We start from the raw sequence: 23,877 nt of genomic DNA, 5'->3' as shown, positions 1-23,877 counted from the left end.
CGGGCCGCCCGTGCCGGCCCGTACAGATACCGATAACGGAGCCTTGCGATGAAAGACGATAAAGATTCAGTCCGTGACGACGCCGCCCAGGAAAACGACGCCGAGCTCGACAACCAGGCGTTCGTGGAATCGCTCCGCGAACTGATGGGCGAGTACGACAAGACCCTGGAGGACGTCATCGAAATCCTCGAGACCGATGCCGACTGGATCGCCAACGGCGACCAGGCCAAGGGCGCGAAATACCAGAAGATCCGCGCCCGCAAGGTCTACCGCAACCCGCACACCGGCGAGACGGTGCGGACCAACAACCGCGACCACAAGACGCTGCTGGGCTGGAAGGACGTCTATGGCGAGGAGGTCGTGGAGTCCTGGATTCTCAGCTAGCTCGCATTGATGGGTATCGCTTCGCTCAACCCATCCTACGAAGAGCGGGCCACGCTGCCCCAGCTACGCCGTTCCTACGGTTCCAGAACGCGCAGTCGTCGCGGGAATGACGTCGGGAAACACGATTCTCACCCCGTCATTCCCGCGAACGCGGGAACCCAGAAGAGCAACTGTCCTGCCCACTTGCGCCGAGGTGCTGGTGCTCTTCGTAGGAGCGAGCTTGCTCGCGAACAGACTCCGCCGCGGGGCTCATTCGCGAGCAAGCTCGCTCCTACGAGAAGCCGTACCTGCTCGTATGGTATCCGTCGTTGGAAACCCCACTACTTCTTCCCCGGCGTCAACACCACACTGGCCTCGCTGGTGAGCACCCGGAAGGTGAAGGTCTCCAGAAAGTACAGCTCCACGCTCGTCGCGCTGTGGCTCGTATAGCCGATGGAGATGTCCTGGCCGATATCCAGCTCGAAGTCCCCGCCGCGCATGCTGAGCACGAACCCGCCCTCCAACGCCGGGGCCCAGATGATGCCGCCGTCCACCTGCTGCTCCATGTGATGGAAGACCGGATAACCCTCGTCGCTACCGCCACTCGCCGCGGTATAGGCGTCCGCCCCCAGCACCAGCGCATAGGGCCCGTTGACGCCGGCCAGGCGCAGCTGGCTCAGCGCCTGCGCCACGGCGCCGGAATAGCCGCGCACGTTGGCCGGCAGTACCACGCCGGCGTTGCTGCTGGCCTGGCGGATGCCCTGGATGCCGGCCGCGGCGTAGCCGTCGAACACCGCGCGGTCCTCGGCGAAGGCCAGCTTGCGGGCGGCGTTCTTCAGCGGGTCCCAGTCCGAATCGTCCGAGCCGCGCTCCACGTCGTCGATCGCCTGGCGGCTCAGCTCGAAGGGCACGCGCAGCTCGACGATCGCCCGGGCATCGCGCTGGGCGGCCTGGATACCCTCCGCCGGGGCCTGCAGCGCATGCAGGTGGCCGGTGCCCACCGCGGACAGGCCGAGGCCGCCCGGCGGCGGCACGTCGACCACGCGGCGGGCCGCGAGGTGGCGCTTGAGGGTGCGCGTGGCCTCTTCGTCGATCTGGGCCCAGGCCTTGTCGGAGATGGGGGCGAGTTCACGGTGGAGGTTATTCATTGCCTGCTTCCTTTAGTGAGCCAATGCCGAGGGAGCCGTCGCGGGGCGCCAGCGGGGGCACGCCGTCCTGCGCGGGGAGGGCAGGGGCGGCAGCTACGCTGGCGTCCGGGGTTACGTGTTCGAGAAAACTGGCCGAAGGCACGAAGAACAGGCTGCCGGTCACCGCGCGGCTGAAGTCCAGCAGGCGGTCGTAGTTGCCCGGGGGCAGGCCGATGAACATGTTCTCGAGCATCCGTTCGATGCGCCGCGGCGAGCGGGCGTAGCCGATGAAATAGGTGCCGAACTCGCCCTTGGCGATATCGCCGAAGGGCATGTTGTCGCGCAGGATTTCCAGTTGTTCGCCGTCTTCGACGATCGTGGTCAGGGCGTTGTGCGCATTGCTCGGCTTGACGGCGTCGTCCAGCTCTATGTCGGAGAGCTTGTGCCGGCCGATGATCCGTTCCTGCTCGGCCACCGGCAGCGCGTTCCACCGGGCCAGGTCGTGCAGGTACTTCTGCACGATGACGTAGCTGCCGGCGACGAAGTTCTCGTCCTCGCCGGCGATCAGGGTGGCGTCCAGCGCGGCCTGGCCCGCCGGGTTCTCCGTGCCGTCGACGAAGCCCAGCAGGTCGCGGGCATCGAAGTAGCTGAAGCCCTGCACCTCGTCGGCGGTGGCCACGGCGTCGCCGAGGCGGGCCATGATCTGCGTTTCCAGTTCGAAGCACAGGTCCATGCGCTCGGCGCGGATGTGGAACAGCAGGTCGCCCGGGGTGGACACGGCGTGGTGCGCGCCCTGGATTTCGCGGAAGGGGTGCAGCTCCCGCGGCCTGGGCTGGCCGAAGAGACGGTCCCAGGCCGCCGAGCCGAAGCCCATGACGCAGGACAGCAGCCCCTGCGGGGCGCGGAACCCGATGGCCCGCAACAGGCCGGGCATGTCGGCGCACAACGCGCGCACGGCGGTTTCGCCGGCCTGGCCGGGGTTGATCGTCAGCACCAGGAAGATGGCGGCCCGGCTCAGCGGGGCGGTGACCGACTGGGGAACGGCTGTGGACACGCGGTGCTCCTCTTGCAGGCTCATTTCAACTGGTAGGATCGGGCGCCGGTGCCGGCGAGCGCGCCGCCGTCGACGATCAGGTATTCCTCGCGGATCGGCTGGCCGGCGAAGTGGCTCTGGAGAATCTCCAGGGTGCCCGCGGCATAGCGGGCCTGGGCCGAAAGCGAGGTGCCGGACATGTGCGGCGTCATGCCGTTGAACGGCATGCTGCGCCAGGGATGGTCCGCCGGCGCGGGCTGCGGGAACCAGACGTCGCCGGCATAGCCGGCGAGCTGCCCGGATTCCAGCGCGCGCACCACGGCGTCGCGCTCCACCAGCTTGCCGCGCGCGCAATTGATCAGGTAGGTACCGCGCTTCATCCGGGCGAACATGGCGTCGTCCAGCAACCCCTCGGTGGACGGGTAGAGCGGCACCTGCAGGTTGACGATGTCGACCGCCGCCACCAGCGAGGCGACGTCCGCGTGGTAGGTCAGCCCCAGCTCCGCCTCGATGGCCGGGGCCAGGCGGTGGCGCTGGGTGTAGTGCAGGTGCAGGTCGAAGGGCTTGAGCCGACGCAGCACGGCCAGGCCGATGCGCCCCGCGCCTATGGCGCCGAAATGCAGGCCCTCGATGTCGTAGCTGCGCGCCACGCAGTCGGCGATGTTCCAGCCGCCGTTGCGGGCGATCTCGTGGGCGGGCAGGTAATTGCGCACCAGGGCCAGCACCATCATCACCACGTGCTCGGCGACGCTGATGCAGTTCGAGCCGGTGACCTCGGCGACGGTGATGCGGGCCGCCGCGGCCGCAGCCAGGTCGACGTGGTCGGAACCTATGCCGGCGGTGACCGCGAGCTTCAGCCTGGGCGCCTTGGCGATCCGCTCGGCGGTCAGGTAGGCGGGCCAGAACGGCTGGGAAATCACCACCTCGGCCTCGGGCAGCCAGCGCTCGAACTCGGAGTCCGGGCCGTCCTTGTCGCTGGTCACCAGCAGCTCGTGTCCCGCCTGTTCCAGGTAGGCGCGCAGGCCAAGCTCGCCGGAAACGCAGCCCACCAGCTCGCCGGGCGTGAAACCGAGCGGCGGCTGGGGCGAGGGAGCCGTCTGCCCATCGGCGTAGGCATCGATGTGCGGAATGTCGCTGCGCGCATAGCGGGGAGGGTAGCCGGCCAGTGGATCGGGGTAGAGGACACACAGCACTTTGGCCATGGACGGAATCTCCTCATATCGTGCGCCCGCGCGAATGCGGACGGCCAAACTTCCCGGTCGACGACTATTGGCCTGCGACAGCGAGGAAGATCATTCAGTAAAGTTCATGTTCCTTTCGCACGCCAATGCTTCGAAGACCGCCGGGGGAATAAAAACCGGAGTCTTTCTGTCGGTCGGAGAACATGAGGATTATTGATGGGGTGGTTGTATTTATTCGAAGCCGATGATTCGGAAGATTCGCCGAAGAGCATCTGCGGGGCATCTTTGTGGATATGAAGGATGAGAATCGATGGAGCCCGGATACTTGGTTCCGGCATCTGTATTAAATGTAGCCGCAATAAAACGATGTAATGCATATGCGGTGGTTCAGCAAAGGTGCTCCAGCCTGGCTCCGCTCCCTCACCCCAGCCCTCTCCCGGAGGGAGAGGGGGCCGTTTGGAGTGGGTGGATAACGCAGCGTCAGCCGGGAGGTGCGTAGGGCGTATAACCGTTCGCGGTTATACGCCGTTGGCCGGCGCGCCGATGCCCTTCATGGAACTGTAGGAGCGAGCTTGCTCGCGAACAGAGTTTCCTGGTGGCGTAGGTGTTGGGGTTAAGAGCACCCTCTCCCCAGCCCTCTCCCTGAAGGGAGAGGGGGCTGTTCGGAGTGAGCGGCAAATCTAGAGTCACCCTGAAATGCCTATCTATCCCCGTCATTCCCGCGAATGCGGGAACCCAGTGACGGGTGGTTTGGTTCGCGAGCAAGCTCGCTCCTACGAAAAGCAAAAGCAAAAGCGCGTCTGCTTTTGGATTTCCAGAGAAACATCCGAACGCACCGGAACGCCCCTTCAGAAGGCCGAGCGAAACCGGCGCTCAGGAGGTCATGCGACATGGATGTCGCGAGAGCCCCGCGGGCTACAGGGACGTACCCTCGGGGCGGGCCTCCGTGGCGGGGGAGTTCGCGAGGGTAGCCCGGCTCCATCGGGCCCATATGTTGGGGCAAGCCTTTTTGGTTCCTTTTGTGGCGTTTGACAAAAGGGACTCGCCCGAGGGGGCGAAACAAAAAATCTCCGCAGGCTCGGTGCGGCGCAGAAACACCAAAGCTAAGGCAACTGGGTTCCCGCGTTCGCGGGAATGACGGGTTAGAGATCGAAGCCCTAGTCCCACCCCACATGAAAATGCCGTTTCTCCCATGGAGAGAAACGGCATTTTTCTTAAGTGAACAGCATTGTGCACGCCTAACAGACGCTAACAGCATATAACGGGCAGCCTTGGCACTCCTGCCCCATCCTCATGAGCAGTCCCTGTCCTCACGCCAAGGCGCAGGACAGTCAATGCAGGGCTGCTTGGGAAAGGGAGGTTGGGCGAATGACTGAAGGTATCGGCTGCATGAGCCTGGCAGGGCGCTGCAGCAATGCGGAATTCGGTGCATTGCTGGCCCAGGCGCAGCAGGGCGGCGGCGAGGCGTCGCCGCGCCTGCTCAAGGCGTTGGTTCCGCTGCTCGTGGCGTTCTTCGAAGGGCAGGTACAGGCCGGCCGGGTGCGCCTGGAGGACCTCGGCGAGGTCCTGCGCGCGACTCTCAAGGCCGTGGATTCACGGCGCGCCAGCTATGACCCCGCCGGCCCTTTCCGTGCCTGGCTGCTCGACATCGCCCGCCAGGAGCTGGGCGAATACCAGCGGCGCGCGGCGGCGCAGGCGCTGTTGCCGAAGGCCGGCCCCGGGCAGCGTCTTTCCCGCACCAGCCGCAAGTGCGCGCGGGTGCTCTGAGTCGCCGGGCCCGCCGGTCATCGTTCGTCAGGAAGTACCGATGCAGTCGATCGAGAAGGTTCTCTACACCGCGCACACCCGCACCCTCGGTGGCCGCGACGGCATCGCGCGCAGCGACGATGGCCGCCTGGACCTGCGCTTTTCGCCGCCGGGCGCGCCGGGCCAGGGCACCAACCCGGAGCAGCTCCTGGCCGTCGGCTGGTCGGCCAGTTTCATCGGTGCGCTGCGGCATGCCGCCAATGCCCGGAAAGTCCCGTTTCCCCCCGATGCCACGGTGGAGGCGGACGTGGACCTGGTGCACGGCGAGCACGGTTTCTTCCTGCGGGCGCACCTGGCCATCTCGCTGCCCGGCGTCGAGGCGGAGCTGGCCCGCTGCCTGCTGGACGCCGCCCGGCAGAGCTGCCCCTTCTCCAAGGCCACCCGCGGCAACATTCCGCTGCTGCTGAGCCTGCGCTAGACGGCCCGCGCAGCCTGTGGCGGCGTGCACACGGCCGCCGTCGCGGGCTTGATCGCCCGCGCAAAACGCCTATCCTCGTAGGATTTCCGAGCCCGAGAGTACTTCCCGTGGAGTCCGTAACGGACGCATTGCACGATTCCTTTGACCCGTCCCTCGAGTTCGGCCCCTTCCGCGTCACGCCCGGCAAGCGCCTGCTCAGCCGCGATGGCGAGCCGGTGGAGATCGGCGGCCGCGCCCTCGACCTGCTCATCGCCCTGCTGGAGAAGCCGGGCCAGGTGCTGTCCAAGCGCGAGCTGATCAAGCGCGTCTGGCCCGACGTGGTGGTGGAAGAGGGCAGCCTGCGCTTTCACATGAACAGCCTGCGCCGCGCGCTCGGCGACGGCGAGCAGGGCGCGCGCTACATCGCCACCCAGGTCGGCGTCGGCTACGCCTTCGTCGCCCCGGTGAACCGGCGCCCGGCCCTGGACGCAGCGCCTTCGGCCGCGCCCGTGGCGCCGCTCGGCGAAAGCGTAGGCGGCCTGCCGCCGCGGGCCAGGCTGTTCGGCCGCGAGGCCGACGTGGCCCTGGTGCTGGAGCGCCTGGCGCAGCCGCGGCTGTTCACCATCGTCGGCACCGGCGGCGTCGGCAAGACCAGCCTCGCCGTCGAGGTGGGCCACCGCGCCGCCGGCGAGCGCCTGGAGCCGGTGCGCTTCGTCGACCTGGCGCAGGTCGAGGATGCGGCGCTGGTGCCTTCCGCCCTGGCCGCCTCGCTGGGCATTCCCGTGCAGGTCGAGGACCCGCTGTTCGTGCTGCTCGCCCACCTGCGCGGGCAGCGGTTGCTGCTGATCATCGACAACTGCGAGCACCTGGTGGATGCGGTGTCCGCCGTCGCCGAGCGCATCGGCGAGGCCGCGCCCGGCGTCGCGCTGCTGGCCACCAGCCGCGAGCCGCTGCGGGTGCGCGGCGAGCAGGTGCACTGGCTGGGGCCGCTGGGCTTTCCCGCCGACAGCGAGGGGCTGAGCCTGGAGCAACTGCTGGCATTCCCGGCGGTGCGGCTGTTCGTCGAACGGGCGAAGGCCGGCAACGCCTCGCTGGCGCTGGAGGAGGGCGACGCCCAGCTGGTCGCCGACATGTGCCGGCGCCTGGACGGCATGGCGCTGCCGATCGAGCTGGCGGCGATGCGCGCCGCCAGCCACGGGGTCAAGGCCACCCACGCCCTGCTGGGCGAACGTTTCTCGCTCGGCTGGGCCGGCTGGCGCACCGCGCAGCCGCGCCACCAGACGCTGCGGGCGATGCTCGACTGGAGCTACGACCTGCTCAGCCCCCCGCAGCGCCTGGTGTTCGACCGCCTGGCGGTGTTCGTCGGGCCGTTCTCGCTGCAGGCGGCCTCGCAGATCGTCGCCGATGCCCGGATCGACGAGCTGGAAGCCGCCGCCACCCTGGACGAACTCGCCGCCAAGGGACTGGTGACGGTCGACCGCAGCGAAACGACGGTCACCTACCGCCTGCTGGAAATGACCCGCGCCTATGTCCGCGACAAGCTGCCGGCCCACGGCGCGGCCGAGATGCACAGCCTCGGCTTCCGCCATGCGCTCTTCTACCTGAAGCTGCTGGAAGGCCTGGGCAGCTCGCCGGAAGACATCTTCGACGGTTGCGCGCGCCTGGCCAGCCAGCTCGGCAACATTCGCAGCGCCCTGGAATGGAGCTTCGGCCCCCAGGGCGACCCCGGCCTGGCGCTGCCCCTGGCGGCGGCCAGCGCGCCGCTGTTCCTGCACTTCTCGCTGCAGGTGGAATGCCGCACCTGGTGCGCGCGGGCCACCGAGCTGCTGGAGCTGGGTTACCACGGCACGCCCACGGAAATGGAACTGCAGGCCGCGCTGGGCCTGGTGCTGATGTTCACCCGCGGCAACAGCGGCGCGGCGGAAACCGCCTTGCTGCGGGCCCTGGACATCGCCGTGGCGCTGGACGACCGCTGGGCGCAGCTGCGCCTGCTGGGCCGCCTGCAGATCTTCTACGAGCGCATCGGTGACTTCGCCTCGTCGCTGGCCTGGGCCGAGCGCGCGCTGGCGATCGGCGACAGCCTGGGTGAGCCGGAAGCCATCGCCGTCGCCGCCTCGCTGGCGGGGATTTCCCACCACCTGCTGGGCGACCAGCGCCTGGCGCGCCAGGAACTGGAGCGCTCGCTGCGCAACAGCCTGCCTTCCGAGCGCAGCCGGACCCTGCACTACGGCTTCGACCACCACAACCGCACCGGCCTGGCGCTGGCGCGCACGCTGTGGCTGCTGGGCTTCCCGGACCAGGCGCGGCGCCTCGCCACGCAAGTGGAGGCGGAAGCCGCGGAGCTGAAGCACCCGGCCACCTACTGCATCGCCCTGGTGTGGACGCTGTGCATCCACATCTGGAACGGCGACCTGGCGCAGGCCGAGGCGAGCCTGCAGGCCTTCAGCCAGATCGCCCATGCCAATGCCTTTGCCCCATATATGGCGGCCTCGCAGGGCCTGCGCGGGGCCATCGCCATCCGCCGCGAGCAGCCCGGCGACGCGGTGCCGCTGCTGGAGGAGAGCCTGTCGCGGCTGCAGGGCATGCGCTACGAGCTGCTGACCACCTCCTTCGAGATTTCCCTGGCCGAAGGCCTGATCCTCGATGGGCAATACGCGCGGGCCCTGGCGGTGATCCAGCGTAGCGTCCAGCACTGCCGGCGCAGCGGCGATGCCTTCGCGCTGCCGGAACTGCTGCGGTTGCAGGCCCAGGTGCTCAAGGCGCTGGGCGAGGGCGCCACGGCGGTCGATGCCGTGCTCGACGAATCGCTGGCCCTCGCTCGCCAGCAAGGCGCGCGGGCCTGGGAGCTGCGCGCGGGCATGGACCGCGCGAAGCTGCACCTGGAGCAGGGGCGCAACACGGAGGCGGCGCAGTTGCTCAATGCCTGCGCGCTCAGCGAAGGCTTCGACAGCCTGGACATGCGCCAATTGGCGCAGTTGCGCCAGCGGCTGGGCTGAGGCGGGTAGGGCGCACTCTTCTGCACGTTGCAGAAGAGTGCGCCGTATATAACGAAACAGAACTGTTTACCTTAACTGGCCACTGTATTCATATCCCGCCTGTTTATTCTTTTTTATCCGGCACTGGACGGCTTCGAACAACTTTCCTATTACCGGGCGACACCTTCGTATCATGGTTGGCGGTTGCATAACTTGGTTTGATGGGTTGGCGTTTCCCATTGTTTGTTCATTGCGCCAATCATCCAGGACAAAACCATGAAAAAGCTCACGACAGCCGCTGGTGCGCCGGTGGTCGACAACAACAATTCGCAGACCGCAGGCCCCAGGGGCCCGGTGCTGCTGCAGGACGTCTGGCTGCTGGAAAAGCTCGCGCACTTCGATCGCGAGGTGATTCCCGAGCGGCGCATGCACGCCAAGGGCTCGGGCGCCCATGGAACCTTCACCGTCACCCACGACATAACCCGCTATACCAAGGCCCGGCTGTTTTCCGAGATCGGCAAGAGCACCGAGGTTTTCGTGCGCTTTTCCACCGTGGCCGGGGAACGCGGCGCCGCGGATGCCGAGCGTGACATTCGCGGGTTCGCCATAAAGTTCTATACCGAACAGGGCAACTGGGACCTGGTGGGCAATAACACGCCGGTATTCTTCCTGCGCGATCCGTTGAAGTTCCCCGACCTCAATCATGCGGTCAAGCGCGACCCGCGCACCCATCTGCGCAGCGCCGAAAACAACTGGGACTTCTGGACCCTGCTGCCCGAGGCCCTGCACCAGGTCACCATCGTCATGAGCGACCGCGGGCTGCCTCGCTCGTACCGGCACATGCACGGCTTCGGCAGCCACACCTTCAGCTTCATAAGCCCGCAGAACGAGCGCTCCTGGGTGAAGTTCACCTGGAAGACCCAGCAGGGCATCGAGAACCTCACCGACCCGCAGGCCGAAGCCCTGGTCGGCCGGGACCGCGAAAGCGCCCAGCGCGACCTGTATGGCAGCATCGAGGAAGGCCGCTTCCCGCGCTGGACGCTGTATGTGCAGATCATGCCGGAGGCGGAAGCGGCGACCTGCCCGATCAATCCCTTCGACCTGACCAAGGTCTGGCCGCACGGCGATTACCCGCTGATCGAAGTCGGCGTTCTCGAACTCAACCGCAACCCCGCGAACTACTTCGCCGAGGTGGAGCAGGCGGCCTTCAGCCCGGCCAACGTGGTGCCCGGCATCAGCTTCTCGCCGGACAAGATGCTGCAGGCGCGGCTGTTCTCCTATGGCGATGCGCAGCGCTATCGCCTGGGCGTCAACCATCACCAGATTCCGGTGAACGCGCCGAAATGCCCGTTCCACAGTTATCACCGGGACGGGCAGATGCGCACCGACGGCAACGCCGGCAGCACCCTGGGCTACGAGCCCAACAGCTACGGACAATGGCAGGAGCAGCCGGACTTCAGCGAACCACGACTGGCGCTGCAAGGCAGCGCGGGCCACTGGGATCATCGCGAAGACCAGGACTATTTCTCCCAGCCCGGCGCGCTGTTCCGCCTGATGACCTTCGAGCAGCAACAGGCGCTGTTCGACAATACCGCGCGTTCGATCCAGGGCGCCTCGGCGCAGACCAAACAGCGGCATATCGATAACTGCAGCAAGGCGGACCCGGCGTACGGAGCGGGCGTGGCAAGCGCCATCGAACGGCTGGGCCGGGCGTAGTAAAAAGGCCGCGCGCCCGTCCATGGGCGCGCGGCCAGCCCGAAGGGTTTCTAGCCCGGTATCGCCTCGTCGCCGAAGGCCTGGACCTCCTGCACCAGGCCCTGGGCGGCCAGGGCCACCAGTTGCCGGCCCTTTTCGATGGAGGCTTGCGCCGGGTCCGAGCCCATGCGGCCGTCCGGGTGACGCGCGCGGAAATCGAGCGCTTCGCGGATGGGGCCCCAGTTGGCGATCCGTGGCGAATACTCGGCGGACTTGATGAAGTCCGGATAGGCCCATTGGGTCACGGCGATCTCGGTGGGCGTGGCGTGGATGCCGTGGCCCGTGGGGAACTGCTCCCGCGCCAGGGCATCGACGCCTTCCAGGTCCCACCAGTTGCACAGCTTCAGGGCGAAGCCGGCGCGGCGCCGGGCGAAACTCGCTTCGGCATAGAGTTCCGAGAAGGCCGCTTCGATCGAGGCGATGTTGCCGCCGTGGCCGTTGAGAAAGAAGATTTTCTCGAAGCCGTGGCCGGCCAGCGAGCGCACCCAGTCACCGATGGCGGCCATGAAGGTCGAGGGCCGCAGCGAGATGGTGCCGGGGAAGCCCAGGTGATGCTGGGCCATACCGATGTTGAAGGTCGGGGCGATGAGGATGTCCGCCAGCTTCTGCGCCTCGCCGGCGATGATCTCCGGGCACATCCAGTCGGTGCCCAGCAGGCCGGTGGGGCCGTGCTGTTCGTTGGAGCCGATGGGGATGACGATGGTGCGGCTGCGTTCGAGAAACTGGCCGATCTCGGCCCAGGTCGATAGATGCAGGAACATCTGGGGGCTCTCCTTGGAAAGGTTCCTGGCGGAACCCGGTGGGGTGGAGTTCGAGGCGCGGGGTCCTGTCTGTAGCGGCCGGGACGTAATATGCTTCCGGCCCTGCATTCGGCGCCGCTTGCGCAGGTCGATCAAAGCACCCGGATGCCGCCTCGGCGATTGCACGATGGTGTCGGTCGATACCTAGGTATGCACGCAAGGGTATGGCCGAGCACTGCTTCGAACCGCGCGTCAAAAAGGAAACAGGCTGCGTGCCCAAGGCTATGAACAACAACGCTGCAATGGCCCCGTCCCCGTGGGGCGTCGTCGGCCTGTGCATGCTCTTCAACGTGATCGACGGCCTGGACGCGATGGCCATGGCCTTCACCGGCGGCAGCGTTTCGGCGGAGTGGGGGCTGAATGCGACCCAGCTCGGCATGCTGCTCAGCGCGAGCCTGGTGGGCATGGCCTGCGGCTCGTTCATCAGCCCCCGGGCGGACCGCTACGGGCGCCGGCCCTTGCTGCTGGCGGGCCTTTCCCTCAGCGGCGTCAGCATGTTGCTGTCGTTCTGCAGCCCGAACCACCAGGTGCTGATGCTTCTGCGCATGCTGACCGGCGTCGGCACCGGCGCGGTGCTGGTGGGCGCCAATGTGCTGGCCCATGAATACACCGGAGCGCATCGGCGAAGCCTGGCCATCGCCCTGCAATCCCTCGCCTTCGCGCTGGGCGTGAGCCTGGGCGGCCTGCTGGCCCACCTGTTCAACGAGTGGCTTGGCTGGCGCTACGTGTTTCTAGCCGGCGGCGTGGCCACGCTCGCGGCCGTGACGGCTGGTGCACTCTGGCTGCGCGAGTCGCCGGAGTTCCTGACGCTCGACCGGCAACAGAATGCCCAGTTGCGGCTATCGCGAGGCGTGGAATTCCGGCAGCTATTCGCATCTGGCCAGTGGCAACTGACCGCTTCACTGGCCCTGGCGCTATTGCTGCTGATGTTCGGCTATTACTTCGTGATGAGCTGGACGCCGACGCTGATGCTGCACAACGGCTTTTCCGAAAAACAGGGCTCCACCGGCGGGCTGTTGCTGGGCCTCGGCGGCATGCTCGGCGCCTTGCTGGTGGGCCTGGCGGCGAATCGCGCGGGGGGCCGCCAGCTGTTGCTGGGCCTTCTGCTGCTCAATGCCGTGCTGATGACGCTGCTGGTGCCGGCCAGCCGCGTCTCGCTGCTGGCCATTCCCGCTGGCTTCGGCGCGGGGCTGTCGCTCAATGGCGCCATCGCGGCGCTTTTCATCCTCGCGCCCCAGGCCTTCTTTACCGCGATTCGCACCAGCGGCGTGGGCCTGGTGCTGGCGACCGGGCGCCTGGGGGCGATCCTGTCACCGGCTATCGCGGGGGTGCTGCTCGACGCCCAGTGGAGCACGCAAGAACTGTTCGGCTTCTTCGCCAGCAGCCAGTTGCTGGCGGCCTTGCTGGTCTGGCTGGGCTGCCGGCGGCCGCTGTCGGTCCCGGCCTGAGCCCGGGCGGCGAGGGCGCCTCAGCGCTCGCCGTCGGGGGCGATCTCCAGCAGCGCCGCCATCTTCACCAGGTCCGGCAGCGAGCGCGCCTTCATCTTGCGCATGGCCCGGCCGCGATGGGCCTTGACGGTGATCTCGCTGATGCCCAGGTCGGCGGCCACCTGCTTGTTCAGGCGCCCGGCAACGACCCTGCGCAGCACGTCCCGTTCGCGCGGCGTGAGGCTGGCGTAGGCGGCGCGCAGGGTGCGCAGCCTTTCCTGCTGCTGCAGGGCCACGCGGCTGTGCGCCAGGGCCTCGGCGATGGCGCGCAGCAGGGTGTCGTCGTCGAAGGGCTTGGTGAGGAATTCCACCGCCCCGGCCTTCATGGCGCGCACTGTCAGCGGCACGTCGCCGTAGCCGGTGATGAAGATGATCGGCATGGCCGGGCGCTCGCCGGCCACGCTGCGCTGCAGGTCCAGCCCATTGAGGTCGGGCAGGTTGACGTCCAGCACCAGGCAGCTGGGCACCAGGGCCGCGGGCTGGTCGAGGAAGGCCCGGGCGGAATCGAACAACACCGGTTGCCAGCCGGCGAAGCGGATCAGCAGTTCCAGCGACTCGCGCACCGAGACGTCGTCGTCGACCACGTAGACCAGCGGCGTGGCGTCGGCCTGTGGCCGGGTTCCCCCCTGGGGGGCAGGGACAGCGTTCAACATGCCTGGTTCTCCTGGTGGCCTGCGGCGTCAGCCGACCGGTAGCGCGGCGCTGAGCGCCTTGAGCAGTTCCGCCTCGCTGAAGGGTTTCAGCAGGCAATCCACGGCGCCCTGGGCGATCAGGCGCGGGCGGGTGGCCGCGTCGCCATGGGCGGTGATGAAGATGATGGGGATGCGCCAGCCGCGCCGGGCCAGTTCCTTCTGCAGCTCCGGCCCGGACATCTCCGGCATGGCCACGTCGAGGATCAGGCAGCGCGTCTGCGCGAGGCAGTCCGAGTCGAGGAAGGCCGGCGCCGAGGCGAAGGCCTGCACGGCGAAGCCGAACTCGCGCAGCAGGTCCGGCAGCGATTCGCGCACGGACTCGTCGTCATCCACCAGCGACACGAGCAAAGGCGTGGTCATCGGGCATTCCCCCTGGCGTGGTCGTCGTCGGCGTCCGCGGCCGGCAGCGGGATGGAAAAGATGAAGGTCGCGCCGGGGCCGTCGTGGGCCGTGGCCCAGATCCGCCCGGCATGGTGCTCGATGATGGAGCGGCTGACCAGCAGGCCGATACCCATGCCGGCGCGCTTGGTGGTGTAGAAGGCGTCGAACAGCCGGTGGGCGTCCTGCGGGGGGAAGCCGTTGCCGTTGTCGCGCACCGCCAGGAACACGCTGGAGTCCAGGTCGTAGCCGCTGCTGATGCGCAGCTGCCGCGGGCGGCCGTGCACCTCGGCCAGGGCGTCCATGGCGTTGATGATCAGGTTGAGGATTACCTGCTGCAGTTGCACGCGGTCGCCGGGCACGGGCGGCAGCTGCTCGTTGAACTGCGGCAGCACGGCCACGCCGTTGCGCTGCAGTTCGTTCTGCAGCATGGCAAGCACTTCCCGGGCCGCCGCGTTGAGGTCCACCGGCTCGCTGGCCACCCCGTCCTTGGCGAACAGCGCGCGCAGGCGCTTGATCACGTCGGCCGCGCGGTTGCCGTCGCGGATGGTGCGCCGCGCGGTCTCGCGGGCGCCGTCGACGTTGGGCGGGGTGGCGCCGAGCATGCGCAGGCAGGTGTTGGCGTTGGTGATGATGCCGGCCAGCGGCTGGTTGACTTCATGGGCGATGGACGCGGTGAGCGCCCCCAGGCTGGCGACCCGGGCCACGTGTGCGAGTTCGGCGCGGACCCTGCCGAGGGCCTCGTCGGCGAGGCGCCGCTGGGTGACGTCCTGCACGGCGGCGATGTATTCCAGGGCGCCGTCGGCGTCGCGCATCGCCTGGGCCACGATGTGCACGTGGCGGATCACGCCGCCGGGCAGCAGCAGCCGGTGTTCGTGCTCGAAGTCGCGGGCGGCGTGGCGCTGGCGCTGGAACACCTCGTCGAGGCGCGAGAGGTCGTCGGGGTGGACCCGCGAATAGACCAGCTCGAAGCTCGGCGTCAGGCCCGGGTCCAGGTCGAGCAGGCGGTAGATCTCGTCGGACCAGGCGATCTCGTCGTTGTCCACGTGCCAGGAGAAGGTGCCGGTCAGGCTGATGCGCTGGGCCTTGGCGAGGAAGGCCTCGCTCTGCTTCAGCGCGGCCTCGCCGCGGGCGCGCTCGATGGCGATGCTGGCCAGCTGGCTGAACTGCGCGATGCGGTTGCGCTGCGCCTCGTCGGGTTGCCAGGCGTGGTGGAAGAACAGCGAGAGGACGCCGCTCACTTCGCCGCCGGTGGCGATCACCGGCGTCGCCCAGCTCGCCCGCAGGCCGTGGGCCAGGGCCGTGGCGCACCAGGCGGGCCAGCGCGTTTCGGCGGACAGGTCGGCCACCACCACGGTTTCGCCGCCGAGGACGACCAGGGATTCAGGGCTGTTGCCGGCGTCCACTGCCTGGCCGTCGCTAGCCATGAGGCCCGGCGGCAGCCCGGGGCCGGCGCCGGGTTGCAGGCGCAGCTCGCCCGGTGCCTGCACGGCGCGGCGGCTGCGCCGGGGCGCGACCAGGGTGATGCCGCACAGGCAGTCGTCGAGGCTGGCTTCCACCAACTGGCACAGCGCTTCGAGCACCAGGGGCAGGGCGGCGCCGCCGGCCATCAGGCTGTGCAGGCGTTTCTCGCCGGCCAGCAGCAGCTCGGCGCGTTTGCGTGCGTCGATGTCGGTGTTGCCGCCGTACCACTTGAGCACGCGGCCGGCCTCGTCGCGCTGCGGCACGGCGTGGATCAGGAACCAGCGGTAGCTGCCGTCGAAGCGCCGCAGGCGGGCTTCGAACTCGCCCGCCAGCCCCGCGGCCAGCAGGCCCTGCCAGTACGCGCCCAACGCCGGCGCGTCGCTCGGGTGCACGGCGTTCATCCAGCCGGTGCCGCGGGCCTCGTCGGGTGTCATGCCGGTGTAGTCGAACCAGCGCTGGTTGAGGAATTCGACGCTGCCGTCGGGCGCGGTGCGCCAGACGAAGCCGGGGATGCTGTCGATGAGCGCATCCAGGGCCGGGGTGCTGGTGGTCGCCGGGCCCGGGCCGAGGTCCTCGATGTCGATGCCCAGGCCGCACCAGGTGCCGGCGGCGGCGTCGAGGCGCTCGACGCGCAGCAGGAAGCGCCGGTAGGCGCCGTCGAAACGCCGCAGGCGCGCCTGCATGTCCTGCGCCTGGCCGGAGCGCAGGATGGCGGCCCAGCGTTCGAGCAGCGCCGGCAGGTCGTCGGGGTGCACCACCGACTGCCAGCCGTCGCCTTGGGCCGCGCCGGCGGGGAGGCCGGTGTACGCGCACCAGGGGCGGTTGACGGAGTCGACCCGGCCGTCGGCAGCGGCGGTCCAGGCCAGGCCGGGCAGCCTGTCGACGACAGGGCCGGGTTCGTTGTGCATACCGATCCTCTCTCGGCGGTAGCCGTTTCGCGAGCATGCGCCACCTTGGCGGAGCTGCCCATCATACCTTGGTGTCGGCTGGGCGAAAGCGGCGCCGTTGACGGGGCAGGGGGCTGCGCGGGGGCACTCGATACCTTCGTGCAATCGTCCCCGGCAGCCGGCCTCTGCTCTGATCGGCGGCACATACCGAACCCGGTATGCACGAGCACATGCCAGGAGGCAGCCATGACCACCGAAACCGTTCTCTACACCGCCAGGGTCCACACCACCGGGGCCCGCGACGGCGGCACCTCGCGCAGCGACGACGGGCGCCTGGACATCCGCCATTCGCTGCCCGGCACGCCAGGCACCGGCACCAACCCGGAGCAGTTGTTCGCCGCCGGCTGGTCGGCCTGCTTCGAAGGCGCGCTGGGCCTCGCCGCGCGGCGGAAGAAGATCGCCCTGCCGGCGAACCTGGCCATCGACGCCGAGGTGGAGCTGTGCCAGGGCGAGGAAGGCTACTTCCTGCGGGCGCGCCTGCAGGTCAGCCTGCCGGGGCTGGAACGGGACGCCGCCCTGGACCTGATCGAGACGGCCCACCAGACCTGCCCCTACTCGAAGGCCACCCGCGGCAACATCGACGTCGCGCTCTCGCTCGCCTGAGCGAGCCCGCTGCGGCCACGCCAGGCCGGCGTGGCCGCAGTGCCCCGGCGCCGGCGGGCGAACGATACGAAGGTATCGACCGACACCTTCGTGCAATCCCCAGGCCCGCCGCCCTTTGTTCTGATCGATGCCACGGGTTGCGCAGCGCCTCCGAAGCGGGGCGGGCGCGACCGACAGTGGCCAGGTTCGCGCTTCGCCGAGGGCGAACGATTGCGTCCACGCCCCGGCCCCCACTCAAGGAGATCGACCATGCTCGCAGCATCGCACCCACGGAAGACTCAGCACCTGTTCACCCGTTCGCTCCTGGCCGGCGCCGTCGGCCTGTTCCTGCTCGGCGGCAGCCACGCGCACCTGGCGCCGCTGGCCCTGGTCGCGTCCGCCAACGCCACGGCGAGCGAGGACGACAGCGTGCGGCCGTACCGCATCGAGGTGCCCCAGGCGCAACTGGACGACCTGCGCCGGCGCATCGCCGCCACCCGCTGGCCGGACAAGGAAACCGTCGCCGACGCCTCCCAGGGCGTGCAACTGGCCAGGCTGAAAGCCCTGGTCGACTACTGGGGCAACGGCTACGACTGGCGCAAGGCCGAGGCGAAGCTCAACGCCCTGCCGCAGTTCGTCACCCGCATCGACGGCGTGGACATCCAGTTCATCCACGTGCGCTCCCGCCAGCCCCACGCCATGCCGCTGATCCTCACCCACGGCTGGCCCGGCTCGCCGCTGGAGTTCCTCAAGACCATCGGCCCGCTGACCGACCCCACGGCCTACGGCGGCAAGGCCGAGGACGCCTTCGACGTGGTGATCCCGGCGATCCCCGGGCACGGCTTCTCCGGCAAGCCGACCGAGCTGGGCTGGAACCCCGACCGGGTGGCGCGGGCCTGGGACGTGCTGATGAAGCGCCTGGGCTACCAGCAGTACGTGTCCCAGGGCGGCGACCACGGCTCGGTGATCTCCGATGCCCTGGGCCGCCTGGCGCCGCCCGGGCTGCTGGGCATCCACCTGAACATGCCGGCGACCATCCCGGCCGAACTGGTCAAGCCGATCAACAGCGGCGACCCGGCGCCCGACGGCCTGTCCGGCGACGAGCGCGCCGCCTACCAGGCGCTGAGTACCTTCTTCGGGCGCAACGCCGCCTACGGCGCGATGATGGTGACGCGGCCGCAGACCATCGGCTATTCCCTGGCCGACTCGCCGGCCGGCATGGCCGCCTGGATGTACGAGAAGTTCGCCGCCTGGACCGACAGCGGCGGCGAGCCGGAGCGCGTGCTCAGCCGCGACGAGATGCTCGACGACATCTCCCTCTACTGGCTGACCAACACCGGCGCCTCGTCCTCGCGCTTCTACTGGGAAAACAACAACAACAATTTCAGCGCCGCCGCGCAGAAGACCGCGCAGATCAAGGTGCCGGTGGCCATCAGCGTGTTCCCCGGTGAAATCTACCGCGCGCCGAAGAGCTGGGCGCAGCGCGCCTATCCCTCGCTCGACTACTTCCACGCGGTGGACAAGGGCGGCCACTTCGCCGCCTGGGAGCAACCGCAGCTGTTCAGCGAGGAACTGCGCGAGGCCTTCCGCCCGCAGCGCGCCTCGCTGGCCGAGCGCTAGACCGAAGTCCCGCCGATTCCCGGCACACAGCAAGGGAGAACCCTGATGAATCCGTTCAAGTACAAAGCCCTGGGCGCCCCGGTGCTCGCATTCGCCCTGGCGAACCTCGCCGCCCCCCTGGCCCAGGCTGCCGACGACGCCTTCGGCGCGCTGCGCCACGTCGACGCCGGGCTGCTGAAGGTGGCCTACGCCGAAGCCGGCCCGGCCGACGGCCCGGTGGTCATCCTGCTGCACGGCTGGCCCTACGACATCCATAGCTACAGCGAAGTGGCGCCGCAGCTTGCAGCCAAGGGCTACCACGTGCTCATCCCCTATGCCCGCGGCTATGGCGACACCCGCTTCCTTTCCGCCAAGACGCTGCGCAACGGCGAACCGGCGGCCCTGGCGGTGGACGTCGTCGACTTCATGGATGCGCTGAAGATCAAGCGCGCGGTGCTCGCCGGCTACGACTGGGGCGCGCGCTCGGCCGACATAGTCGCGGCGCTGTGGCCGGAGCGGGTGAAGGCGCTGGTCTCGGTGAGCGGCTACCTGATCGGCAGCCAGGCGGCGGGCAAGGCGCCGCTGCCGCCCAGCGCCGAACTGCAGTGGTGGTACCAGTTCTACTTCGCCACCGAGCGCGGCCGCGAAGGCTACGACAAGTACCGCCACGAGTTCGCCAGGCTGATCTGGCAGCTGGCCTCGCCCAAGTGGAACTTCGACGACGCCACCTTCGAGCGCAGCGCGGCGGCGCTGGACAACCCCGACCAGGGCCCCATCGCCATCCACAACTACCGCTGGCGCCTGGGCCTGGCCGAGGGCGAGGCGCGCTACGCGGAACTGGAGAAGCGCCTGGCGGCCTTCCCCACGATCGGCGTGCCGACCATCACCCTCGAAGGCGACGCCAACGGCGCGCCGCACCCGCCGGCCGAGGCCTACGCCAAGCGCTTCAGCGGCAAGTACGAGTACCGCCTGATCAAGGGCGGCATCGGCCACAACCTGCCGCAGGAGGCGCCCCAGGCCTTCGTCCAGGCGGTGGTCGACGCCGACCACCTGTGAGCGGAGCGCAGCCATGACACCCAGACTCCCCGCACTCGCCGCGACGCTCCTGGCGCTTGCCCTGGCCAGCGGCGCCAGCGCTGACCCGGCGCCCGCCGCGGACGCCTCGCCGATCTACGGCGTGCGCATGCCCGAGGGTTACCGCAACTGGCAGCTGGTCGCCCCGGCGCAGGAAGCGGCGCCGCTGAACGAGTTGCGCGCGGTGCTCGGCAACGACATCGCCATGCGGGCCTACCGAGCGGGCAAGCTGCCGTTCCCCGACGGCAGCGTACTCGCCAAGCTGGCCTGGAAGCACGTGCAGTCGCCGGAATTCGAGCCGGCCTCGATCCCCGGCGCGGCCACCACCGTGCAGTTTATGGTCAAGGACTCGAAGAAGTATGCGGCCACCGGCGGCTGGGGCTTCGCCCGCTTCATCGACGGCAAGCCGGCCGACGAGGCGCAGCACCAGACCTGCTACGCCTGCCACCAGGCGCGGGTGAAGAACCACGACCTGGTGTTCACCCGCTACGCGCCTTAGCGCCGATTCCCCACCACCGGCCGGGGCCGTGCGCCCCGGTCTCATTCCCCTGCAAGGAGAATTTCCGATGAAAACAACCCTCGGTGCCCTGGCCTGCGCCGCCGGCCTGCTCATGGCCGCCGGCGCGTCCGCCGCCGCGAAACCCACCGTGGTGCTGGTCCACGGCGCCTTCGCCGACGCCTCCAGCTGGAACGGCGTGACGCGCATCCTCGAACACGACGGCTACACCGTGGTGGCCGCCGCCAACCCGCTGCGCGGCGTCGCCAGCGACGGCGCCTACGTGGCCAACATCCTCGCCAGCCTGAAGACGCCGGTGGTGCTGGTCGGGCACTCCTACGGCGGCAACGTCATCAGCGCCGCCGCCGGTGACGCCGGCAACGTCAAGGCGCTGGTCTATGTCGCCGCCTTCGCCCCGGAAGCGGGGGAGAGCGCCGCCGACCTGGCCGGCAAGTTCCCCGGCAGCACCCTCGGCCCGACCCTGGCGCCGCCGGTGACGCTCGCCAGCGGCGGCAAGGACCTGTACATCCAGCAGGACAAGTTCCACGCCCAGTTCGCCGCCGACGTGCCCGCCGCGCAGGCCAAGCTGATGGCCGCGGCCCAGCGCCCGGTCACCGAGGCCGCGCTGAACGAGAAGGCCGGCGCCGCTGCCTGGCAGCGCATCCCCTCGTGGTTCGTCTACGGCGACCAGGACCGCAACATCCCCCCGCAGGCCCTGGCCTTCATGGCCCAGCGGGCCCACGCGAAAGACGTCGAGGTGGTCTCCGGCGCTTCCCATGTGGTGATGGTTTCGCACCCCGAAGCGGTGGCGCGGTCGATCGAGAAGGCTGCTGCTTCGCTCTAGGTCGTTGCTGATCGAAGAAAGGTCGCTGGCCGTTCCTTGTTGAGCGGCCAGCGACCTTCGGGGGGGAGGGGAGTAGAGGCCAGCGACGGACATCCGCTGTCGCGCCTGCCTGTCAGGCGCTAGAGCGCCTGCACCGGATTCTTCGCGGCGCCTGGAATGGCGGTGTCTTCGCCACGCGCGCGCCACCGGGCCAGGTCGCGGTTCCGCGAGGCGACGGCGCTTTCCCACAGCTGGTAGGCGTCTTCGCCCAGCATCAGGCGCACCGGCGCGGTATCGCTTTCCACCATGTCGATGACCACCTGCATGCCCTTGGCCGGGTCGCCCATCTGCTGGCCGTCCTGCCCGGCGAAGTATTCGTCCAGGCCCGCATCCAGGGGCGCGTAGTCGGCGATCCTGGCGGCGGCCTTCATCGCCGCGGCGCCGGCGAAGCCGGTGCGGAAGGCACCCGGTTCGACCAGCGTGACGCGCACGCCGAAGGGCTTGACCTCGTGGTGCAGGGCTTCGGTGAAGCCTTCCAGGGCGAACTTCGAGGCGTTGTACAGGCCGTTGCCGGGGAAGGCCACCAGGCCGGCGATGCTGGTCAGGTTGAGGATGTGCCCGGACTGGCGAGCGCGCATCTGCGGCAACACCTCGCGGGACAGCTCGGCGGCGGCGAAGAAGTTCAGCTCCAGGTTGGCGCGCAGCTGCTCGCTGGTGAATTCCTCCAGCGCGCCGTAGGCGCCCGCGCCGGCGATGTTGGCCAGCACGTCGATGCGGCCGAAGCGGTCGTTGGCGGCCTTCAGCGCGGCGGCGCGGGCATTGGCGTCGGTCACGTCCAGTTGCAGCGCCAGGGCTCGCTCGCCGTGGCCGGCGGCGATTTCCACCAGCGGCTCCAGGCGGCGCGCGGTGATGACGGCGCTGTCGCCCTTGGCCAGCACGGCCTCGGCCAGTGCCTTGCCAAGGCCGGAGGAGGCGCCGGTGATGAACCAGATTTTCATGAGTGTTTCTCCTTGAGGGATGGGGTTCAGGCGAAGGCGTCGATGCCGGTCAGCACCTCGGCGGCGCTGCTGTGGAAGCCGAAGCCGGAGTTCAGGGGCGTCTGTTGGTCTTGCACGCTGTTTTCCTCTGTCGATGCGCCTGGCGCCCGGCTGCGCATCACAGCCGGATTTCCACGACTTCGGCGTCGTCGAAGGCGGTGTCTTCACCACGTTCGCGCCAGCTGTTCAGGTCTTCCTGGCGCTTGGCGAGGGTGGCGTCCCAGATCGAGTAGGCGTCCCGGCCCAGCATCAGGCGCACCGGCGGCGCGTCGCTGGCCACCACTTCCAGCATGCGCTGGGCGGCCTTGGCCGGATCGCCCATCTGCTTGCCGGCGGAGGTTTCGAGGTAGGTCTCGAACGGCTCGACCATCGGCCGGTAGGCATCGATGCGCTGCAGCGGACGCATGTTCACGTCGCCGGCGAACTCGGTGCGGAACGCGCCCGGCTCGACCAGGGTGACGTGGATGCCCAGCGGCTTGGCCTCGATGGCCAGCGCTTCGGTCCAGCCCTCGATGGCGAACTTGGCGGCGCAGTAGGGGCCGGCGGCATTCATGGCCACCAGGCCGGCGATGCTGCTCACCGTGAGGATGTTGCCCGAGCCCTGCTTGCGCATCTGCGGCAGCACGGCGCGGGTCATTTCGGCGGCGGCGAAGAAGTTCAGCTCCATCTGCTCGCGCAGCTGTTCCAGGCTGAATTCCTCGCAGGCCCCGGCCACGCCGCGCCCGGCCACGTTGGCCAGCACGTCGATGCGGCCGAAGCGCGCCAGGGTGTCGGCCACGGCCTTGTCGCGGGCGGCAGCGTCGGTCACGTCCACGGCCAGGGGCAGCACGCGGTCTTCATGGCCTTGCGCGATGGCTTGCAGGCGCTCCAGGCGGCGGGCGGTGATGGCTACGCAGTCACCGTTGGCGATGACGGCCTCGGCCAGCGACTTGCCGAAACCCGACGAGGCGCCAGTGATCAACCAGACCTTCTTTGCATGGCTCATGAACCTTTCTCCCATATACGTGTTACCGATGGCCATCGTCGCTCCCCTTGGGAGCGACGAGGCGATTTGCGGATACAAAGGTACGTGGGGTCATCCGTACTTGCCATGTCACGGAATACGGTTTTCTTTTTCGATCGTACGGAGTGCCTGTGGGTTCTCTTTGGCGGAGCAGGGGGCGGGAGTGGAGGGGGGAGCCAGGCACTGAACGCCTGGCTCCCGGGCTCGTCAGTCGCGGATGAAGGCGAGCAGGTCGGCGTTGATCGTATCGGCTTGTTGGAGGGCCTCAGGCGCAAGGTGGGTGAGATCGAGGTGCTACAGAAGCGCCTGGAGCAGAACAAGGCGCAGTTGCTGGTGGCCATCGAGAGCATCGAGAGCAAGTCGGAAGGAATGCAGTGCGCAGACAACACCCCGCGGGTGCTGGAGCGGTTGCGCCAAGAGGGTAGTGTGCAATGCCGGACCGTAGGCAGGCCAAGGCTGGTAGTGCTTCTGTCGAGTGAGCCTTGGGTTTTTTCCTGGAGGGGAGGGGGTGTCCTGAGTGGTGTGTCGGGCAGGTGCCATCCTCCTCTCCCTAACCTCACCCCCCGTCATTCCCGCGAACGCGGGACGCGGCTCCATCGCGAACAGCGCTTGCGCTGGCCCGAAGGGGAATAACCCAGTGACTGCTGGGTTCGCGAGCAAGCTCGCTCCTACGAAGAGCAAAAGCAGCCCTGCTCTGGCTTTTGCTTTTGGACTTCCAGAGAAACATCCGCGCGCACCGGAACGCCCCTTCAGAAGGCCGAACGAAACCGGCGCTCAGGAGGTCATGCGACATGGATGTCGCGAGAGCCCCGCGGGCTACAGGGACGTACCCTCGGGGCGGGCCTCCGTGGCGGGGGA

General features: G+C 68.6%; 20 protein-coding genes and 1 pseudogene. 12 read left to right on the top strand and 9 right to left on the bottom strand.

Annotation, left to right across the window (positions count from 1 at the left end; all coding sequences use genetic code 11):
- Positions 1 to 48: 48 nt before the first annotated feature.
- Positions 49 to 384, top strand: coding sequence for a histone-like nucleoid-structuring protein, MvaT/MvaU family (locus BM060_RS24400; RefSeq protein ID WP_074983873.1), 336 nt, complete (start codon positions 49 to 51; stop codon positions 382 to 384).
- Between the two features lie 320 nt (positions 385 to 704).
- On the opposite strand, the gene BM060_RS24395 is transcribed toward BM060_RS24400, so the two are convergent.
- Genes BM060_RS24395 through BM060_RS24385 form a run of 3 tightly spaced genes read right to left on the bottom strand, consistent with a single transcriptional unit; the run spans position 705 to position 3,725 of the window.
- A complete protein-coding gene (locus tag BM060_RS24395; protein ID WP_074983871.1) occupies positions 705 to 1,511 on the bottom strand; it encodes a family 1 encapsulin nanocompartment shell protein in 807 nt (268 codons plus the stop codon).
- The gene (locus tag BM060_RS24390; protein WP_174672452.1) at positions 1,504 to 2,568 is read right to left on the bottom strand and encodes a Dyp-type peroxidase; all 1,065 of its coding nucleotides are present in this window, start codon (positions 2,566 to 2,568) and stop codon (positions 1,504 to 1,506) included. The genes BM060_RS24395 and BM060_RS24390 overlap by 8 nt, the downstream gene beginning before the upstream one ends.
- Positions 2,565 to 3,725: an NAD-dependent formate dehydrogenase gene (locus BM060_RS24385; RefSeq protein ID WP_074983869.1), complete on the bottom strand. Its 1,161-nt coding sequence runs from the start codon at positions 3,723 to 3,725 to the stop codon at positions 2,565 to 2,567. The genes BM060_RS24390 and BM060_RS24385 overlap by 4 nt, the downstream gene beginning before the upstream one ends.
- Before the next feature lie 1,347 nt (positions 3,726 to 5,072).
- On the opposite strand from BM060_RS24385, the gene BM060_RS24380 reads away from it, so the two are divergent.
- From BM060_RS24380 to BM060_RS24365, 4 genes are all read left to right on the top strand, one after another.
- On the top strand, positions 5,073 to 5,471 hold the full coding sequence (locus BM060_RS24380; protein ID WP_084302072.1) for a hypothetical protein: 399 nt from the start codon (positions 5,073 to 5,075) through the stop codon (positions 5,469 to 5,471).
- 40 nt (positions 5,472 to 5,511) lie between these two features.
- Entirely contained in the window at positions 5,512 to 5,928 is a 417-nt protein-coding gene (locus BM060_RS24375; RefSeq protein ID WP_074983863.1) for an organic hydroperoxide resistance protein, read from the top strand.
- A 107-nt stretch (positions 5,929 to 6,035) separates the two neighbouring features.
- On the top strand, positions 6,036 to 8,903 hold the full coding sequence (locus BM060_RS24370; protein WP_074983861.1) for an ATP-binding protein: 2,868 nt from the start codon (positions 6,036 to 6,038) through the stop codon (positions 8,901 to 8,903).
- 255 nt (positions 8,904 to 9,158) lie between these two features.
- Positions 9,159 to 10,598 carry a catalase gene (locus BM060_RS24365; RefSeq protein WP_074983859.1) on the top strand — a complete coding sequence of 480 codons (1,440 nt, stop codon included), beginning with the start codon at positions 9,159 to 9,161 and terminating at the stop codon, positions 10,596 to 10,598.
- Positions 10,599 to 10,648: 50 nt separating this feature from the next.
- On the opposite strand, the gene BM060_RS24360 is transcribed toward BM060_RS24365, so the two are convergent.
- Entirely contained in the window at positions 10,649 to 11,398 is a 750-nt protein-coding gene (locus BM060_RS24360; RefSeq protein WP_074983857.1) for a creatininase family protein, read from the bottom strand.
- Between the two features lie 203 nt (positions 11,399 to 11,601).
- Between BM060_RS24360 and BM060_RS24355 the strand changes: the two genes are divergently transcribed.
- Positions 11,602 to 12,885 carry an MFS transporter gene (locus BM060_RS24355; protein ID WP_083426836.1) on the top strand — a complete coding sequence of 428 codons (1,284 nt, stop codon included), beginning with the start codon at positions 11,602 to 11,604 and terminating at the stop codon, positions 12,883 to 12,885.
- 20 nt (positions 12,886 to 12,905) lie between these two features.
- Here BM060_RS24355 and BM060_RS24350 read toward each other — a convergent pair whose 3' ends face one another.
- The 3 genes from BM060_RS24350 to BM060_RS24340 are packed head-to-tail and all read right to left on the bottom strand — an operon-like array spanning position 12,906 to position 16,366.
- Entirely contained in the window at positions 12,906 to 13,577 is a 672-nt protein-coding gene (locus BM060_RS24350) for a response regulator transcription factor (protein WP_043316786.1), read from the bottom strand.
- 27 nt (positions 13,578 to 13,604) lie between these two features.
- On the bottom strand, positions 13,605 to 13,976 hold the full coding sequence (locus BM060_RS24345; protein ID WP_009621952.1) for a response regulator: 372 nt from the start codon (positions 13,974 to 13,976) through the stop codon (positions 13,605 to 13,607).
- On the bottom strand, positions 13,973 to 16,366 hold the full coding sequence (locus tag BM060_RS24340; RefSeq protein ID WP_074983852.1) for a PAS domain-containing protein: 2,394 nt from the start codon (positions 16,364 to 16,366) through the stop codon (positions 13,973 to 13,975). Before BM060_RS24340 ends, BM060_RS24345 begins: the two co-directional genes overlap by 4 nt.
- Before the next feature lie 225 nt (positions 16,367 to 16,591).
- Here BM060_RS24340 and BM060_RS24335 point away from each other — a divergent pair, with 225 nt between their 5' ends.
- The 5 genes from BM060_RS24335 to BM060_RS24315 all read left to right on the top strand — a co-directional run bounded on the left by BM060_RS24335 (position 16,592) and on the right by BM060_RS24315 (position 21,000).
- Positions 16,592 to 17,008, top strand: coding sequence for an organic hydroperoxide resistance protein (locus BM060_RS24335; protein ID WP_074983849.1), 417 nt, complete (start codon positions 16,592 to 16,594; stop codon positions 17,006 to 17,008).
- A 249-nt stretch (positions 17,009 to 17,257) separates the two neighbouring features.
- Entirely contained in the window at positions 17,258 to 18,607 is a 1,350-nt protein-coding gene (locus BM060_RS24330) for an epoxide hydrolase family protein (protein WP_074983847.1), read from the top strand.
- Positions 18,608 to 18,652: 45 nt separating this feature from the next.
- A complete protein-coding gene (locus BM060_RS24325; RefSeq protein ID WP_074983845.1) occupies positions 18,653 to 19,642 on the top strand; it encodes an alpha/beta fold hydrolase in 990 nt (329 codons plus the stop codon).
- A gap of 13 nt (positions 19,643 to 19,655) precedes the next feature.
- The gene (locus tag BM060_RS24320; RefSeq protein ID WP_074983842.1) at positions 19,656 to 20,159 is read left to right on the top strand and encodes a cytochrome P460 family protein; all 504 of its coding nucleotides are present in this window, start codon (positions 19,656 to 19,658) and stop codon (positions 20,157 to 20,159) included.
- A gap of 67 nt (positions 20,160 to 20,226) precedes the next feature.
- On the top strand, positions 20,227 to 21,000 hold the full coding sequence (locus BM060_RS24315; RefSeq protein ID WP_074983840.1) for an alpha/beta fold hydrolase: 774 nt from the start codon (positions 20,227 to 20,229) through the stop codon (positions 20,998 to 21,000).
- A gap of 119 nt (positions 21,001 to 21,119) precedes the next feature.
- On the opposite strand, the gene BM060_RS24310 is transcribed toward BM060_RS24315, so the two are convergent.
- Complete coding sequence (locus BM060_RS24310) at positions 21,120 to 21,977, bottom strand: oxidoreductase (protein ID WP_074983838.1); 858 nt, start codon at positions 21,975 to 21,977, stop codon at positions 21,120 to 21,122.
- A 157-nt stretch (positions 21,978 to 22,134) separates the two neighbouring features.
- The gene (locus BM060_RS24305) at positions 22,135 to 23,001 is read right to left on the bottom strand and encodes an oxidoreductase (protein WP_074983835.1); all 867 of its coding nucleotides are present in this window, start codon (positions 22,999 to 23,001) and stop codon (positions 22,135 to 22,137) included.
- 270 nt (positions 23,002 to 23,271) lie between these two features.
- On the opposite strand from BM060_RS24305, the pseudogene BM060_RS24300 reads away from it, so the two are divergent.
- Positions 23,272 to 23,475 (top strand): annotated as a pseudogene (locus tag BM060_RS24300) (MerR family transcriptional regulator); the annotation flags it as partial.
- Between the last annotated feature and the right edge of the window lie 402 nt (positions 23,476 to 23,877).

Source organism: Pseudomonas citronellolis (genome assembly GCF_900112375.1).
In the GTDB taxonomy this organism is placed as follows: Bacteria; Pseudomonadota; Gammaproteobacteria; order Pseudomonadales; family Pseudomonadaceae; genus Pseudomonas; species Pseudomonas citronellolis.
The sequence above is the reverse complement of the archived record's forward strand: the minus strand, read 5'-3'. Positions and strand labels throughout refer to the sequence as shown.